Genomic DNA, 16,714 nt, shown 5'->3' with positions numbered 1-16,714 from the left:
CTGGTGACGGTTCGTGTTTGGGACGCCGCGCCGGGGCGGCTGCTTGCCGTCCCCGACGCAATGCCGGTCCTAGCGGAAGGCCGGCACCCCGGTGAGCTTGTTGCCCAGGATCAGGGTGTGCACCTCATCGGTGCCCTCGTAGGTGCGCACCGATTCCAGGTTGTTGGCGTGGCGCAGCGGCGAGTAGTCCATGGTGATGCCGTTGCCGCCCAGGATGGTGCGCGCCTCCCGGCAGATTTCAATGGCCTCGCGGCAGTTGTTCAGCTTGCCCACCGAGATCTGGTGCAGGTCCAGGGTTCCGGCGTCCTTCATCCGGCCAATGTGCAGGGCCAGCAGGAAACCCTTGTTGATTTCCAGGGCCATGTCCACCAGCTTCTGCTGGGTCATCTGGTAGCCGGCCAGCGGCTTGTCGAACTGCATGCGGGTCTGCGAGTAGGCCAGGGCATCCTCGAACGCGTCCCGGGCGGCGCCCATGGAGCCCCAGATGATGCCGTAGCGGGCCTCGTTCAGGCAGGAGAACGGCCCCTTGAGCCCGGTGACGTGCGGCAGCACCGCATCGGCAGGCAGGCGCACGTCGCTCAGCTCGATTTCGCACTGGATCGAGGCGCGCATCGACAGCTTCGGCTCGATCGGGGTGGCCGAGTACCCGGGCGTGTCGGTGGGAACCACGAAACCGCGGATCCCCTCATCGGTCTGCGCCCAGATGACGGCGACCTTGGCCACGTTGGCCAGCCCGATCCAGCGCTTGGTTCCGTTCAGCACCCAGTCCTGCCCGTCACGGCGGGCGAAGGTGGTCATGCTGGAGGGATCCGAGCCTGCGGTGGGCTCGGTCAGCCCGAAGCAACCGATGGCCTCGCCGGCGGCCATCTGCGGCAGCCACTGCTGCTTCTGCTCCTCGGAGCCGTGCTTGTAGATGGCGCTCATGGCCAGGGAGCCCTGCACGGAGACGAAGGTGCGCAGCCCCGAGTCCCCGGCCTCCAGTTCGGCACCGGCCAGCCCGTATTCCACGGCGCTGCGCCCGGCGCAGCCGTAGCCTTCCAGGTGCATGCCCAGCAGGCCGAGCTTGGCCATTTCCGGCACGATTTCCAGCGGGAAGACGGCCTTCTCGTACCAGGTGGCGATGTTCGGCTTGATGTTCTCGGCGACGAACTGGCGCACCTGCTGGCGCAGCGCGAGCTCCTCGGAGCTGAGCAGCGCATCGAAGTTGATCAGGTCCGAAGGGTCCAGGGCGGTGCCGGTGGTGGTCGTGGTCATGGTGTGCTCCTTGAAACGGAAGAGGGGTTGGGTGGGTAGTGGCCCGGCCGGTGAGGGCGCCCGGCCTGGGTTGGTGGTGCTAGCTGCCGGTGGGGTTCAGCAGCAGCTGCTGGTGCTGGCCGTGGGCCGGGGGCACGCTGTGATACTGGGCGCCGGTGCGGGAGAGCCCGATGGGACTGGCGATCTGCCGGGTTTCCTGCGCGGTGTGCCGGTCGCGGATCAGGGCGGTGGGTTCCAGCCCGAGGTCGCGGGCGAAGTCTATGGCCTCGGCGATCGAGTTCACCTTGCCCGCCGGAACCCCGGCCCCCATCAACGCTTCGGCCCAGTACGCCGCCGGACGGGTGACGGTGGCATTCTCGATTAATTCCTTGAGCTCTTCGCGGTGCGCCACCCGGGAGCTGTTCTCGGCAAAGCGCGGGTCCTGCCCCAGTGCCTCGAGTCCCAGTTCGCGCAGCAAGGCCGCGAACTGGCGGTCATTGCCCACGGCGATGGCCACCACCCCGTCGGCGGTGCGGAAGGTTTCGTAGGGTGCGATGCTGGGGTGGGCGTTACCCATCCGGGCCGGGGACCGCCCGGTGGCCAGCGTGCTGCTGGATTGGTTGGTCAGCCCGGACAGCAGGGAACCCATCAGGGTGATGTTCACCTGCTGACCCTGCCCGCTGGCGTCCCGCTCGCGCAGTGCCAGCAGGATTCCGGTGGTGGCGTTCTGGGCGGCCAGCACGTCCACCAGCGCGACCCCGACCTTCGAGGGGGTGCCCTGCGGCTCACCGGTGATGCTCATCAGCCCGCCCACGGCCTGCACCAGCAGGTCGAAGCCGGGGAGCGCAGCCCCCTGCTTGTCGCCGAATCCGGAGATGGAGCAGTACACGAGACGGGGGTTGAGTTCGGCGAGGCTGTGGTAGTCCAGGCCGAATTTGGCCAGGACCCCGGGCCGGAAGTTTTCCACCAGCACATCCGCGTCGCGGATCAGCTCCAGCAGGGCCTGCAGTTGGGCCGGATCCGCAAAGTCGGCGACTACTGCCTGCTTATTGCGGTTGACCGCCGAATAGTAGGTGCTGACCCCGGCGTCGGTGACCGGCGGTTTCCAGCTGCGGGTTTCGTCGCCTGCCGGGCTTTCGACCTTGATCACCTCGGCACCGAAGTCGGCCAGCGTCATGGTGCACAAGGGCCCGGCCAGGATCCGGGAGAGGTCAACGACCTTGATTCCCTGCAGTGGTTGGGTCATCGGCTAGATCACCTTTTCATCATCCAACATCGTTGTTACATGTTGCATGCAACTCTAGATCAGGTGGTCGTCGGCGACAAGGGGTGGAGCCAAAGTTACTGCGGTTTGGGGCAGTTCTCCGGCAGGAGCATCAGCTGGTCCAGGCGTTCAATGAACTTCTGGGCATCCAGGCCGGGGGTGCGGGCACAGACCGAGCGGATCAGCAGCTGGGCGGTGCGCATGACGTGGTTGCGCATCGCGGTGGCCGCCGCCGCCGGGTCACGCTGGGTGATGGCCTCGATGAGTTCATCCCGGTCCTCCGCCAGTTCCTGGCTGGTGCGGGCCTGGGGGATGGTGGTTTGCCCGTGGGCCAGCACCAGATTGCGCAGCTCGCTGATGATCGCATCCAGCTTGGCGTTTCCGGCCAATCCCAACAGGTAGAGGTGGAACTGCTTGTCGGCTTCCAGGGTGGCCCGCCCGTCCCCCGTTTCGCCGATCTGCAGCATCCGCTGGTGCAGCTCGGTGAGGGTGCGGATATCGGCGTCGCTGGCGTTAAGCACCCCGCGCGCCGCGGCCTGCGGTTCCACGGCCAGGCGCACCTGGAAGACCTCGACGATATCGTCCAGGGAGATCTGGTTGACCCGTACCCCGCGGTTCTTGGCCACGGTGACGATGCCTTCCTTCTCCAGCAGCTGCAGGGCCTCGCGAACCGGGGTGCGCGAAACGCCGAGCTTCTCGGCGATGGCGATCGCCGAGTAGTGCTCCTCCGGCTTCATCTCTCCGGAGACGATGGCGGCACGGATCATGGTGGTCACCTGTTCGGTCAACGACACCTTGGGCACGATCGGTTGCATGCTACTCATGGCCAGAAGCTTATCTTGCTTCGCCCGAGCCGGGTCGGCGCATCGGCCGGTTCCATCCCGCGTGCCCGGCTCCCCGGCCCGCGCAACAAGGTGCAGCGCATCGGGGCGCTAGGCTGGAGGCGTGGAATCCCAGGCATCAAGGCACCGCGCTCCGCGTCCCGCGACCATCCAGGCAACCGACCCCCGACAGCCGCCGACGGCCCCGGCATGCACGCAACGGCAGCAGCTGGCCGAACGGCTGCGCGGTGATGCCCTGGAAGCCGGGCGCCAGGCCGCCGGGCTGCTGCGGGAGAACTTCCGCACCGGAATCGGGGCCGAGCACAAGACGAACACCCACGACCTGGTCACCGAACTGGACCGGCGCAGCCAACTGCTGCTCACCCGTGAGCTGCTCTCCCGCTGCCCCGACTCCTGGGTGCTGGGCGAGGAAACGGTGGAGGATCTGCCCACCGGCGATCCCTCGGGGTCCATCCAGTGGATCGTGGACCCGCTGGATGGAACCAGCAATTTCGTGCACGGCATCGCATTCTTCTGCGTCTCCATTGCCGCGGCCATCGACGATGAGCTGGTGGCGGCGGTGGTGATCGACCCGGCCACCGGCGATGAGTTCAGCGCCAACCTCCAGGGCGCGTTCCTGAACGGGCAGCCGCTGCGGCCGCGGCCGCGCCCCGGCCAGCAGCACGCCAACCTGATGACCGACTACCCATCGGCCGAGGCGATCGCGGCCGACGGGAGGATTGCCCTGGACCTCTTTGGCCAGTGGGTCCTGGACTTCGCGACCGTGCGGCGCAAGGTTTCCGCGGCGATGGCCCTGGCACACGTGGCGGCCGGTTGGGCCGACGCCACCATTGGCTTTGACACCAAGGCCTGGGACGTGGCTGCCGGGGCCCACCTGGTGCGCATGAGCGGGGGCAGCTACCGGGGCCTGCATCACGGCGGCGAGCCGGGCCCGGACCACCTGGCCCCGGGGTTCATCGCCCAGGGGCCAGGCGCCGACTACCCCAGCCTGCGCACCGCCGCCCAGCGCATTGCCGAGCACCGGTCCGCCGCCGCACGCCACGGCCGCTAGCACCCTTGCCCGACCCCACCTACCCGGTGCAGGGGATCGGGCAGAACCCCAGTTGCCGGTAGAGGTTCCAGGCCGCAGCCGAGGTGCCCTCCCCCACCCGCAGACTCAGCGTGCGGTGCCCGCTGCGGGCGCAGCCCGCCAGTGCCCCCAGCACCAGGGCGCGGCCCAGCCCCCGTCCCCGCTCAGCGGGGGCCACGAAGAGGTCGATGATAAATGGACCGGGAAGTCCGGGATCCCAGATGGATCGCTGGACCACAAAGACGGCACCGACCGCCCGTGCACCGAGTACGGCAGCGCTGGAGCATTCGGGCAGCAACCGCCCGTAGTGGTTGGCGAAGGTCTGTTCCATTTCCCGTGTGGCGTCGTGCAGCGTTGTTGCGGCCACCTCGGGCGGGTACGCGGCCAGGTAGGCGGCCGCCAAGTCCGCGGCGTGACGGGGATGGATCGGCTGGATCCGCGCATCTTCGGTGGCGGGCAGTTCAAGACCCGCCTGGGTGGGATCGATCTTGAGAAGGTCTGAGGGCACGGCTGTTCCGTTCGTGGGTCTTCCATGGATCTGCGGGTAGCTCAGGAACGGATCATGGACCCGAGCCTAGCAGCTGTTCCCGGCCGTGCGGGGCCAGGATCAGCCGGCGCTTCGGCACGGTGGCCCCACTGCCCTGCTGCCGCCAAACACGAAGGGGGGCCTGCCCACGGCAGGCCCCCCTTGGTGTTCATTGCTGGTGCCCGGTGCTGTGCGGCACGCCGGAATGACTTACGCTTCCAGGTGCGTGGGAGCAAACATCTTCAGCAGAGTCTGCACCACCACGACGTTTGGCCCCTCGGCGGCGAAGGACTCGCGCAGCGCCTGCCCGACCTCCTCCACCGGAACCTGGCGGGCCGGAATCCCGAAGGACTCGGCCAGGGCCACGAAGTCGGGGCGCGCCAGCTCGGTGGCGGTGGCCTTGCCGAAGGCCCCTTCCATGTATTCGCGCAGGATGCCGTAGCCGCCGTCATCCACGATCAGCCAGGTGACCGGGACGTTGTGCTGCTTGGCGGTGGCCAGTTCGGCGATCGAGTACATGGCCGATCCGTCACCGGAGACGGCCAGCACCCGCGCCTCGGCGTGGCCCAGCCCCTGGGTTTCCAGCCCGACGGCACCGCCGATGGCCGCGGGGTAGCCAAAGCCCAGTCCCCCGGCCCCCTGCGCCGAATGGAACTGGCCCTGGCGGGCGTCCCAGCAGCTCCAGCCCCAGTAGGCGGCGATGGTCATGTCCCAGTAGGTCTGCATCCGCTCCGGCACGGCCTGGCGGATGTCGGCCATGAACCGGCGTTCCTTGTCCAGGTCCTGCGAATCCAGGCGCCGCTGCACCTTTTCCAGGGTCTGGGCCACCAGCTGCTGCGGGCTCTGGCCGTGCCAGTCCACGCGGGCCTGGTGCCCGGTGCGCCGCAGTTCCTCGGCCAGGAACTCCAGCGCGGCCTTCGCATCGGCGCGCAGCCCCAGGGCCGGGGTGTTGGATTCCAGCACCCGCGGTTCGGCGTCAATCTGGATCATCCGCCCGCGCGGGGTGAGGGTGAAGTAGTTGCTGGTCACCTCGCCCAGCGAGGAGCCGACCACGATCAGCACGTCCGCGTCCTCCAGGACCTCGGTGACGTAGCGGTCCTCCACCCAGGACTGCAGGGAGAGTTCGTGGTCCCACCCGAACGCGCCGTTGCCGCCGGGGGTGCTCAGCACCGGGGCCTGCAGCGTTTCGGCGACCTGCGCCAGCGCCTGCTGCGCGCCGGAGCGGCGCACGCCGCCCCCGGCCACGATCACCGGGCGCCGGGCTTCGGCCAGCCAGCGGGACGACTCCTCGATCAGCTCGATGCGTGGCGGGTGGTCATAGGCCTCGGCCAGCGCATCACGCACCGGCGGGACCATGACCGGGGCCAGCAGCACGTCCTGCGGCACCTCCACCCAGACCGGGCCCATGGGCACGGTGATCGCCTCGGCCCAGGCGTCCTGGATGGCCGAGGGGATCGAGGAGGCGTGGTGCACGGTGCGCTGGAACTTGGTGACGTTCGCGGCCGAGGCCTTCTGGTCATCAAGCTGGTGCAGCATGCCCTTGCGCCGGGCGCCCAGTCCATCCACCGGAATCTGGCTTGCCACCACCACCATCGGCACGCCGGTGGCGTAGGCTTCCTGCAGCCCGGCCAGGGAGGTTAGCGCCCCGGGGCCGGTGGAGAGGAACAGCACGCCCACTTCCCCGGTGGCCCGGGAGTAGCCGTCGGCGGCGAAGGCCGAGTTGTTCTCCACCCGGGAGGAGACGAAATGCAGGTCCGAGCGGGAGAGCGCGTCAAAGAGCCCCAGCGCGTGCTGCCCGGGAATTCCGAACACGGTCCTGGCACCGAGCGCGCTGAGCGTCTCAATGACCAGGTCCCCGCCGTTGCGTTGCGCGGTGTTGGACATGCTAGTTCATTCCCTTGCCGTGGCGCAGGTCGCTGATCAGGCTGATCAGGTCGTAGGTGACGTGGGAGGCGGCCACGCCGGTGATCTCGGCATGGTCGTAGGCCGGGGCCACTTCCACGATGTCCGCGCCGACGATGTTCATCCCGCGCAGCCCGCGCAGGATTTCAAGCAGCTCGCGGCTGGTGATCCCGCCGGCTTCCGGGGTTCCGGTGCCCGGGGCGTAGGCCGGGTCCAGCACGTCGATGTCCACCGAGATGTACAGCGGGCGGTTGCCGATGCGGTCGCGCAGCTTGTCCACGATTTCACGCACCCCCTGGTAGTACACGTCCGAGCTGGTGACGATGCCGAAGCCGAAGCGCTTGTCATCCTCCAGGTCCTTCTTGCCGTACAGCGGGCCGCGGGTGCCGACGTGGCTGATGGCCTCGGTGTCCAGGATGCCCTCTTCCACCGCACGGCGGAACGGGGTGCCGTGGGTGTATTCGGCACCAAAGTAGGTGTCCCAGGTGTCCAGGTGCGCATCGAAGTGCAGCAGCGCCACCGGTCCGCCGGCACGCTGGGAGGCGGCGCGCAGCAGCGGCAGGGCGATGGTGTGGTCCCCACCGATGGTGACCAGCGAGGCCCCGTCCTCGGTCAGTTCCAGGGCGTTGTGTTCAATGGCTTCGATGGCCTCGTTGATGTTGAACGGGTTCACCGCCATATCCCCGGCGTCGGCGACCTGGCTCAGCGCGAACGGGGAGATGTCCACGGCCGGGTTGTAGGGGCGGATCAGGCGGGAGGACTCGCGTACATGGGTGGAGCCGAAGCGGGCACCGGGACGATAGGAGACCCCGGTGTCGAACGGGACACCCACGATCTTGATGTCCGCCTTTTCAACCTGGTCCAGGCGCGGCAGCCGGGCGTAGGTTCCGGCACCGGCGTAGCGCGGGATCAGTGCGGCATTGATGGGTCCGAGCTTGCCGTTTTCCTCGATACGGATTTCTTCCACGGCTGGTCCTTTCGACGCTGAAGGGGAAAACCTCTGTTTTCCAATAGGAAACTCTCGTTGTCGAATATGCTATTTTCCCCTGCCCGTCCCGTCAAGGGTGAGGGCCCGCTGCGGACGCCGCGGGCCGGCGGAAGACCGACGCGGTCTGCCGCGTTCCCGGTCTTCGGCCGGCCCCGGAAAATGGCGTGGATGGCGCCTAGGCGAGGTCCAGGACCGCCTGGCGCAGCACCTGCAGCCCATCGCGCAACAGCTCCTGGCCGATCACCAGCGGCGGCAGCAGCCGCAGCACATTGCCGTAGGTGCCGCAGGTCAGCGTCAGCACCCCGGCCGCGTGGCAGGCCTGGGACACCGCCGCTGCCAGTTCCGGGCGCGGGGCCAGGGTGTCGCGGTCCGCGAATTCAACGGCCAGCATCGCCCCGCGCCCCCGCACCTGGGCCACGCTGTCGGTGGAGTCCACCAGCGGCTCCAGCATCTGGCGGGTGAGTTCCTCGATCCGCCGGGCGTTGCGCAGCACGCTGCCGTCCTCGAACTGCTCGAAGACCGCCAGCGCCGCCTCACAGGCCAGCGGGTTCCCGGCGTAGGTGCCTCCCAGGCCTCCGGCGTGCGGCGCGTTCATCAGCTCCGCCCGCCCGGTCACCGCGGAGAGCGGCACGCCGTTGGCCAGCGCCTTGGCGGTGAGCACCAGGTCCCCGACCACGTCCTCGTGTTCGGCGGCGAACAGCTTGCCGGTGCGTCCGATCCCGGCCTGAATCTCGTCTAGCACCAGCACGATCCCGTATTTGTCCGCCAGGGCCCGCAGCCCGGGCAGGAAACCGGGCATCGGGACGATGAACCCGCCCTCGCCCTGGATCGGCTCAATCACCATGGCCGCAAAGCTCCGTGCCCCGTGCTCCACAATTTGCTGCTCCACCAGGGCCAGCAGCTCGTGGACGTCGCGGCCCTGCGAACGCAGCGGGTTCGCGGAGGCGGCGCGCACGATGTGCTCGGGCAGGGGCCCGAAGTTCAGCTTGTAGGGGTTGACCTTCGACGTCATCCCCATGGTCAGCAGTGAGCGTCCGTGGTAGGCCTCGTCGAAGACCAGGATGTTCGGCCGTCCGGTGGCCGCGCGGGCGATCTTCACCGCGTTCTCCACGGCCTCCGCGCCGGTGGAGAACAATGCGGTGCGCTTGGCGAAGTCGCCCGGGGTGTTGCGGTTCAGCCAAGCGCAGACGCGGGTGAAGGACTCGTACTCGCTGACCATGAAGCAGGTGTGGGTGAACTTCTCCAGCTGCTGCGCCACCCGCTGGGCAACGCGCTGGTTGGCCGCGCCCAGGGAGGTCACCGCGATCCCGGAGGCAAAGTCGATCAGCCGGTTGCCGTCCACGTCCTCGATGATCCCGCCGTCGGCGCGCTGCACGAACACCGGCAGGGTAATCCCAAAGCCGTCACTGACCTCGGCCAGCCGCTGGGCATGCAGTTCCCGGGAACGCGGGCCGGGAATCTGGGTGGCCAGGTGGCGGCTTTGGGGCAGGCGGTGGGCGCTGTCGGCGGCAGGGTTCGAAGCGAGCGCGGACAGCATGGCGGAAGGCAGGGTTTCAGTCATGGGAACCACGCTATGACCCGGCGGTGACACGCGTCACTGGCCGTTCCATCCAATTCGACGGTTCGTAAAGGATAATTTGCACCGTGATCACGCTTTTGCAATTGGGCACCGAATTGGGGCGCAGCTTCTACCCGGCCAGCGGCACCACGTTTCGGGCCAACCCGGTCACCGGGGTGCACATTTCCGAGCTGGCCGACCCCACCCCCTATCTGGAGGGCGGGGAGCTGCTGCTGACCACGGGCATGTCCTTCGCCGACACCGCCGAGGCCAGCACCGAGTACCTGGGGCGGCTGGCCGCGCATGGAATCACCAGCCTGGGCCTGGGGCTGGGGCCGTGGCTGGACGAGGTTCCCTCCTGGGTGGCGGCCGGCTGCCAGCGGCTGGGCATCCAGCTGGGGGTGGTGCCCGATGAGGTCCCCTTCCAGCAGGTTTCCCGCGCCTACTGGCGGCTGAGCGCGCGCAGCGACGCCAGCAACCTGATGGAGAGCCTGGGCACCCAGACGGCCCTGGCCCGGGCGGCGAACCGGGCCGATGCGGACAGCTCGGTCATCCGCGAACTGGCCCGGGCACTGGGCGGGTGGGCCGCCTACCTGCGGGTGGATGACGGCCCCGAAGCCCACTGGCCGGCCTCGGCCGCCGTCCATCTGGCGCAGCTGCGCCAGGAGTGTCGGCGCTTTGCCCGCGTGGACATGCCCTCGGCGGCAACCTTTGAGATCGCCGGCGAAGCGGTGGTGGTCTACCCGATCCTCAGCGGTCCCCGGCTGACCGGCTACCTGGCGGTGTGCGCCGACCGGCCCGTCACCCGGGCCGAACGCCAGGTCATGATGACGGTGGCCATGCTGCTGAGCATGCGGGCCCGTCAGCGCGCCACCGAACAGGAGGCACGCCGGGAACTGGGGGCCGCGGTCACCCGGCTGCTGTTGCACGGCGAGCACCACGCCGCGGTGCTGGTCGGTGACCAGCTCGGCCTGGACCGGCAGCTGCAGGCGCCGGTGCGCCTGCTGGCCGCCACCCTGCCCCAGACCGAGGCCCACGATGCGTTGCGCCAGCTGGACCAGCTGGCCCCCGACCCCCGGCTGGCCTGGCGGCTGCCCGCCCTGTCCACCCACCGGCTGGCGTTGCGTGAGGCCGGCACCTGGTACCTGGTGCTGTCCGTGCCGAGCGCCGGGGAGCCGGCGGTCCGTCTGGCGCCCACACCTGGCGAACCGGCACCGCCGCGGCACGCGTGCGCGGTGCTCAGCGAACCGGTGGAACTGGCCGAGATCCCCGGCATCCTGCCCGGGGTGCGCCTGGCCCTGTCTCAGGCCCCGCCCGGGATGATCACCGGGGCCGGCGGGGAAACCGAGGCGACCGCGGCCGGCTGGGTGCGCACGCTGCGCGAATATCAGCGCAGCGACCTGCTGCCCGCGGTGCGCGCGTACCTGGCCAGCCGCGGCACTTGGGAGGAGGCGGCCCGGCAGCTGGGGATCCACCGCAATTCGCTGCGCCTGCGGATCGCCACGGCCGGCAAGCTGCTGCAGCAGAACCTGGATGACCCGGATGTCGCCGCCCGCCTGTGGCTGGCCATTCGACGCGAAGAACCCTAGCCCCAAGCCCCGGTTGGCATCGGCCTGCCCGGGGCTTAACGGCGCATGGACCGGCTGCGGCCAACCCCTGGGGTTGCGCCGCAGCCGGTCCATGCTGCCTGGTTCGGCGGGCTAGCGCCCGTCGCGCTGGGCGGCGCGCTGGCGGTTGGGGCGGGCGGCCCGGGCGGCCACCGCATCCGGGCCGCTGGCCCCCAGCTTGGCCTGCTGGCGGATGCTCATCAGCTGCATTAGCTCCATTTCGGCGTTCTCGCCGGGGGTGATGCCGCGCGGGATGCGCAGGATGAAGATCATGCCCAGCAGCCACCAGCTGCCAAAGAGCACCCAGGGCTGCCAGCCGATCGCCGCCGGCATGCCCGGCAGGTACAGGCTGATCAGCCAGGCGCACAACAGCACCGATAGCACGCCGATCAGCTGCCCAAAGTTTCCGCGTCCACCCACCCGCAGCGGACGGTTCATCTGCGGTTCGCGCCGGCGCAGGATCACAAAGGCCACCCCCACCAGCAGGTAGGCCACCACGATGGACGGGGAGCCGGAGTCCACCAGCCAGCCGAGCATCGCCGAGCCGAAGAACGGGGCCAGCACGGACAGCCCGCCAATGAACAGCAGCGCATGGGACGGGGTGCGGTACTTCGGGTGCAGGTAGGCGAACCAGCGCGGCAGCATGCCCGAGTGCGCCATGGCGAACAGCAGGCGCGAGGCCCCCATCAGCAGGGAGTTCCAGGAGGTGAGGATGCCGGCGATGCCGCCGGCGATCAACACCTTGGCCATGGTGTCGGAATTGAACAGGGCACCCATGGCGTCGGCGGTGGCCAGGTCGGAGCCGGCCAGCGCGGAGGCGTTCATTCCCGAGGAGGTGGCCATGATGACCATGACGTACCAGGCGGTGGCGATCATGACGGAGATGATCACATAGCGCCCAATCTTGCGCGGGGCGATATTGCATTCCTCCGCGGACTGCGGGATGACGTCGAAGCCGACGAACATGAACGGGACAATGATCATCACCCCGAAGAACCCGGCGGTGCCGTTGAGGAAGAAGGGCTCCATGTTGGATGCCTGGCCGCCGGTGAAGGCCCCGGTGAGCAGCATGGCTCCAATGAGGAAGAGGAAAAGCACCACGAAGGTCTGCACGATCCCCGCCGTCTTGATGCCGCGGATGTTGATCCAGGTGATCACCACCGCCCCGGCCACCCCCACCAGCGCCCAGAACAGGAACACCTCCGAACCGGCAATGTCCCAGAGTTTGACCTGGTTGATCTGCGGGAAGATGTAGGCCACGGATTTGGGCAGGGCCACTGCCTCGAAGGCGACGATGGTGATGTAGCCGCCCACAATCCCCCAGGAACCGGCGAAGGACCAGCGCGCGCCCAGGGCGCGCAGCAGGTAGTTGTGTTCCCCGCCGGCCTTGGGCATGGCGGCCACCAGTTCGGCGTAGGTCAGCCCGACGATGGCCATGATGCCACCGCCAACCGCCATGGCCAGGGCCGCGCCGAGCGGACCGGCACTGGTGATCCAGTCACCGGTGAGCACCACCCAGCCGAAACCGATCATGGCGCCCACGCCGATGGCCAGGATGTCCCATTTGCCCAGGACCTTTTTCAGTCCGGCCCCGGATTGCGCCGGTGCCCCACCCGATGTCGTCATAGCGATTCCCTCCCGCATTCAATGATGCAGATCACATTAGGGAACCGACGGGACACAGGCTAGGGATAGTTCATCCAGGGCGTGGGTCATAGTGCCCAGGTCGGGCCGCCGCAGCACGCGGCGTTCCTGGGCGCCGCAACCCTCCCCGCCGGGCCGCGAGAATCCAATGCGGCCACGCCAGAAGGCTCCGGTACTTGACGGTGCGCTGGACGCAGTCGCGCCAATTCCACTATCGGGGGCGGGGAACGGCGGGTTAGCCCCGCTGCCGTGAATGGGCGACCAGGTGGCGGTCGACCTGCCGGATGGCCACCGTGAAGCCCAGCGAAAGCAGCACCGACTTCAGCCACAGCTCAGCGGGCTCATCGGCCAGGTAGATGGTGTGCACCGGACCGGCCAGGATGATGATCACCAGCATCCACAGCAGGTAGCCCAGGCTGGTGCGGCTTTGCATCAGCTCGGCGTGGCGCCGGCGGCGGCGGATGGTCAGGATCCCCACCACGAAGATCATCAGCGCCAGCACCCCGGCACCGACGATGAAGAAGTAGCGCTGGGTGCGGATCAGGGTCAGGGTGACGCCCATGATGATGCCCAGGACCGCGGAGAACCACCAGGGGATGACCGGTGCGGAGCCCTCGGCTGCCGTTGGCTGCGTTGCGTTCACCGCACTCCCGTCCGTCTTCCTGCCTGGCCCGGCGGTTTTCCCGCCTTGTCTAGGATAGCCCGGCGCGGCGCTCTTCCCCGGCAGCGACTACAGCACCAGGGTCCAGGTCACCACCGCCGGCTCGGGGCTGGGATTGATCCAGCTGTGCGGCTCCCTCCCGGGAAAGGTCACGGTGTCCCCGGCCTGCAGCTCCATGCGCTCCTCGCTCAGGATCAGCGTGAAGTGCCCGGAGTGCACGTGCAGCACCTCAACCTGGCAGTCCATGGAATACAGCTCGGCTTCCCCGGCACCGTGCGGCGCGATCTCGGCGCGGATCACCTGCACCCGGCGTTCGGTGCGCGGGGTGAGCAGCTGTTCAATGATCCCCTCCCCGCCCAGGGAGATGCGCGGGGCGGCCTCCAATTTGACCAGCTTCGTTTCGGGGACCGTGAACAGCTCCCCCACTTCGATGGACAGCACCTCGCACAGGGTCAGCAAGGTGGCGACCGAGGGGCTGGTCAGATCACGCTCCACGCGGGAGAGGAAGCCCTTGGTCAGCCCCGCCATTTCCGCGACCTGGTCAATGGTCAGGCGCTGGCCCTGCCGGGCCACGCGCAGTCGGCTGCCGATCTTGATCGATGAGCCGGTGGGCTCGACGGGCAACGCCTTCATTTTTCCTCCGCGCATCTGGGTTCCTGCCTCCACTGTAGTGGGCGACCTCATATTTCCCGCACGCGGCGACGGCGGATCCGCGACGTTCTGTGACTCACCTCGCGTTTACCGATAGACATCTTTTGTTTTTGCTGTCATTCTTTGTGGAGCGTCATTTTCATCACAGGGAAGTTCAATGGATTACATCAACGGCGGCATTGTCGCCTTATACCTCGTGGGCATGCTGGCCTTCGGCTGGTGGGGCAAGTCCCGCACCCATTCCACGAGCGATTACCTGGTGGCCGGCCGACGGCTGGGACCGGTGCTGTACACCGGAACCATGGCCGCCGTCGTGCTTGGCGGGGCCTCGACCGTGGGCGGCGTGGGCCTGGGCTACCGCCACGGCATCTCCGGGATGTGGCTGGTGGTGGCCATCGGCATCGGGGTCTCGGCCCTCTCACTGTTCTTCGCCCCGAAGATTCAGCGGCTGAAGATCTTCACCGTCTCCCAGATGCTCACCCTGCGGTACGGCTCCCGGGCCGCAACCAACACCTCGGGCATCGTCATGCTGGCCTACACGCTGATGCTGTGCGCCACCTCCACCGGCGCCTACGCCACGATCTTCATGGTGCTCTACGGCTGGGAACGCTGGCTGGCCATCCTGGTCGGCGGCGGCATTGTGCTGATCTACTCCTCCATCGGCGGGATGTGGTCCATCACCCTGGCCGACCAGGTGCAGTTCTTCATCAAGACCGTGGGCGTCTTCTTCCTGATGCTGCCCTTCGTGCTGGGTGCCGGCGGCGGCTGGTCGGCCATGCAGCAGCGCCTGGATGCCACCTTCTTCCAGTGGGACGGCATCGGACTGCAGACCATCATCACCTACTTCGTTGTCTACGGGCTGGGCCTGCTGATCGGCCAGGACATCTGGCAGCGGGTCTTCACCGCCCGCAGCGACAACGTGGCCCGCTGGGGCGGGCTGTCGGCCGGCATCTACTGCATCATCTACGGCGCGGCCGGCGCGATCATCGGCATGGCCGCGCGCGTGGCGCTGCCGGGGATCGCGGCCGAGGCCGAGCAGAACCCGGACGCGGTCTACGCCGAGGTGGCCCTGCAGGTGCTGCCGCTGGCCGTGGGCGGGATCGTGCTGGCCGCCGCGGTGGCCGCGATGATGTCCACCGCCTCCGGCGCACTGATCGCCGCCGCCACCGTGGCGCGCACCGACGTCGCCCCGTTTGTGGCCAGCTGGTTCGGCCGCGACCTGCAGCGCGATGAGCAGAAGGACCCGGAACACGAGGTCAGCAACAACCGCTGGTGGGTGTTCGGGCTGGGCGTGGTCATCATGATCCTGGCGATCGTGGTGGACGACGTGGTCGCCGCGCTGACCATTTCCTATGACATCCTGGTCGGCGGGCTGCTGATCTCCATCCTCGGCGGGCTGATTTGGCGCCGCGGCAACGGGGTGGGCGCGGCCTGGTCGATGGCCGCGGGCACGGCGGTCACCCTGGGCACGATGATCTACCTGGAGATCCGGGCGAAGAACACGTTCGACGGGGTGTACGCGAACGAACCGATCTACTTCGGCCTGCTTGCCTCGGCGTTGACCTACATCGTGGTCTCGCTGGCCACCGGGCGCACCGACGCGCAGGTGCTGGCCAGCTGGGACCGGCGGGTGGCCGGTGAGAGCAGCGTGGAGGGCGTGCAGGACTCCGCGGTGCGCTAAGCACAAGGTCATAGCGGCCACATAGCCGCAACTGTGCCGGAACCCAATACCGGCGCATATCCTCAAAGGCACCATCGGGCAACAGGCCCGGTGGTGCCCTTGGTTTTAAAGCTGCCCCGGATGCACAAAGGAGCCGTCATGACATCCACCCCGCCAGGACGCTGGTTCAACAACCGCCCCCTGCCCCGCCCGGGCGAAGACTTGGAGGATCAGGGGCTGGGGTTTGACGTGCAGACCCTGCTCGACCGGCGCCAGATGCTCACCGCCATGGGGCTGGGCACCCTGGCCTTCACCCTGTCCGCCTGCGCCCCCACCGCCGGAACCGGTTCACGGGGCGCGGCTGAAATCCCCGAGGAGACGGCCGGCCCCTACCCCGCGGACGGGTCCAACGGTCCGGACGTGCTGGAGCGTTCCGGGATCGTGCGCAGCGATATCCGTTCCAGCTTCGACGGCGCCACGGGCACCGCTCAGGGCATCGAGATGCAGCTGCAGCTGCGCATCCTGGACAGCGCGAAGGACAACGCCCCGATGATCGGGGTGGCCGTCTACGTCTGGCAGTGCGACCGCCAGGGCCGCTACTCGATGTACTCCACCGGGGTGCAGGAGGAAAACTACCTGCGTGGCGTGCAGCTCAGCGACCAGGACGGGATGGTGCGCTTCACCAGCATCTTCCCGGCCTGCTATGCCGGGCGCTGGCCGCACATCCACTTTGAAATCTACCCGGACGAGCATTCGGTCACCGATGCGGCCAACGCGATCGCCACCTCCCAGGTGGCCCTGCCCCAAGAGGCGTGCGAGCAGGTGTACGCCACCGTGGGCTATGAGCCCTCGGTCAAGAACCTGGCCGCGGTGAGCCTGCGCAGCGACAACGTCTTCGGCGACGACGCCGGCGCCAGCCAGCTGGCCGCCGTCACCGGCAGCAACACCGAGGGCTACCGGGTGAGCCTGGAGGTCCCGGTCGATACCCGCACCACACCGGGTACCGGGCAGGAGCCGGGCGCCGGTGAGCGCCCCGGCGCCCGGCCGCCGACCCGGCCTGCGGCGAGCGCTGCCCCGTAAACACCCCCTGTTGCCGCGGCGGCTGCTGC

Annotated in this window: 14 protein-coding genes; 4 read left to right on the top strand and 10 right to left on the bottom strand. The window is 68.4% G+C overall.

All coding sequences use genetic code 11. The features are described 5' to 3' along the window. Positions 1-69: 69 nt before the first annotated feature. The 3 genes from AC6I21_RS02680 to AC6I21_RS02670 form a co-directional block, all read right to left on the bottom strand. The gene (locus AC6I21_RS02680; RefSeq protein WP_138174776.1) at positions 70-1,254 is read right to left on the bottom strand and encodes an acyl-CoA dehydrogenase family protein; all 1,185 of its coding nucleotides are present in this window, start codon (positions 1,252-1,254) and stop codon (positions 70-72) included. 79 nt (positions 1,255-1,333) lie between these two features. After that, the gene (locus tag AC6I21_RS02675; protein WP_138174778.1) at positions 1,334-2,479 is read right to left on the bottom strand and encodes a CaiB/BaiF CoA transferase family protein; all 1,146 of its coding nucleotides are present in this window, start codon (positions 2,477-2,479) and stop codon (positions 1,334-1,336) included. Positions 2,480-2,574: 95 nt separating this feature from the next. Beyond that, positions 2,575-3,321 (bottom strand): GntR family transcriptional regulator, encoded by a 747-nt coding sequence (locus AC6I21_RS02670; RefSeq protein WP_497763047.1) that lies wholly within the window; start codon positions 3,319-3,321, stop codon positions 2,575-2,577. 121 nt (positions 3,322-3,442) lie between these two features. Between AC6I21_RS02670 and AC6I21_RS02665 the strand changes: the two genes are divergently transcribed. Further along, positions 3,443-4,390 (top strand): inositol monophosphatase family protein, encoded by a 948-nt coding sequence (locus AC6I21_RS02665; RefSeq protein ID WP_497763046.1) that lies wholly within the window; start codon positions 3,443-3,445, stop codon positions 4,388-4,390. Between the two features lie 19 nt (positions 4,391-4,409). Here AC6I21_RS02665 and AC6I21_RS02660 read toward each other — a convergent pair whose 3' ends face one another. From AC6I21_RS02660 to AC6I21_RS02645, 4 genes are all read right to left on the bottom strand, one after another. Beyond that, positions 4,410-4,916, bottom strand: a complete 507-nt coding sequence (locus AC6I21_RS02660) for a GNAT family N-acetyltransferase (protein WP_497763045.1) — start codon at positions 4,914-4,916, stop codon at positions 4,410-4,412. A 228-nt stretch (positions 4,917-5,144) separates the two neighbouring features. Beyond that, a complete protein-coding gene (locus tag AC6I21_RS02655) occupies positions 5,145-6,818 on the bottom strand; it encodes a thiamine pyrophosphate-binding protein (protein ID WP_497763044.1) in 1,674 nt (557 codons plus the stop codon). Between the two features lies 1 nt (position 6,819). Continuing rightward, positions 6,820-7,803 (bottom strand): agmatinase, encoded by a 984-nt coding sequence (speB, locus tag AC6I21_RS02650; protein ID WP_497763043.1) that lies wholly within the window; start codon positions 7,801-7,803, stop codon positions 6,820-6,822. 196 nt (positions 7,804-7,999) lie between these two features. After that, positions 8,000-9,385 (bottom strand): aminotransferase class III-fold pyridoxal phosphate-dependent enzyme, encoded by a 1,386-nt coding sequence (locus AC6I21_RS02645; RefSeq protein ID WP_497763042.1) that lies wholly within the window; start codon positions 9,383-9,385, stop codon positions 8,000-8,002. A gap of 83 nt (positions 9,386-9,468) precedes the next feature. Between AC6I21_RS02645 and AC6I21_RS02640 the strand changes: the two genes are divergently transcribed. Continuing rightward, the gene (locus AC6I21_RS02640) at positions 9,469-10,971 is read left to right on the top strand and encodes a PucR family transcriptional regulator (protein WP_497763041.1); all 1,503 of its coding nucleotides are present in this window, start codon (positions 9,469-9,471) and stop codon (positions 10,969-10,971) included. A 111-nt stretch (positions 10,972-11,082) separates the two neighbouring features. Here AC6I21_RS02640 and AC6I21_RS02635 read toward each other — a convergent pair whose 3' ends face one another. The 3 genes from AC6I21_RS02635 to AC6I21_RS02625 form a co-directional block, all read right to left on the bottom strand. Next, complete coding sequence (locus AC6I21_RS02635) at positions 11,083-12,615, bottom strand: APC family permease (RefSeq protein ID WP_360029250.1); 1,533 nt, start codon at positions 12,613-12,615, stop codon at positions 11,083-11,085. Between the two features lie 253 nt (positions 12,616-12,868). After that, a complete protein-coding gene (locus tag AC6I21_RS02630) occupies positions 12,869-13,276 on the bottom strand; it encodes a hypothetical protein (protein WP_497763040.1) in 408 nt (135 codons plus the stop codon). Positions 13,277-13,363: 87 nt separating this feature from the next. Further along, positions 13,364-13,927 carry a helix-turn-helix domain-containing protein gene (locus tag AC6I21_RS02625; protein WP_138174796.1) on the bottom strand — a complete coding sequence of 188 codons (564 nt, stop codon included), beginning with the start codon at positions 13,925-13,927 and terminating at the stop codon, positions 13,364-13,366. Between the two features lie 175 nt (positions 13,928-14,102). Between AC6I21_RS02625 and AC6I21_RS02620 the strand changes: the two genes are divergently transcribed. Together AC6I21_RS02620 and AC6I21_RS02615 are read left to right on the top strand one after the other, a co-directional pair. After that, positions 14,103-15,626, top strand: coding sequence for a sodium:solute symporter family protein (locus AC6I21_RS02620; RefSeq protein ID WP_497763039.1), 1,524 nt, complete (start codon positions 14,103-14,105; stop codon positions 15,624-15,626). Positions 15,627-15,764: 138 nt separating this feature from the next. Further along, positions 15,765-16,685, top strand: a complete 921-nt coding sequence (locus tag AC6I21_RS02615) for an intradiol ring-cleavage dioxygenase (protein ID WP_497763038.1) — start codon at positions 15,765-15,767, stop codon at positions 16,683-16,685. Positions 16,686-16,714 lie beyond the last annotated feature (29 nt).

The sequence above is a fragment of the Glutamicibacter sp. St.4D3 genome (assembly GCF_059728615.1).
This window is presented reverse-complemented; position numbering and strand designations above follow the sequence as displayed.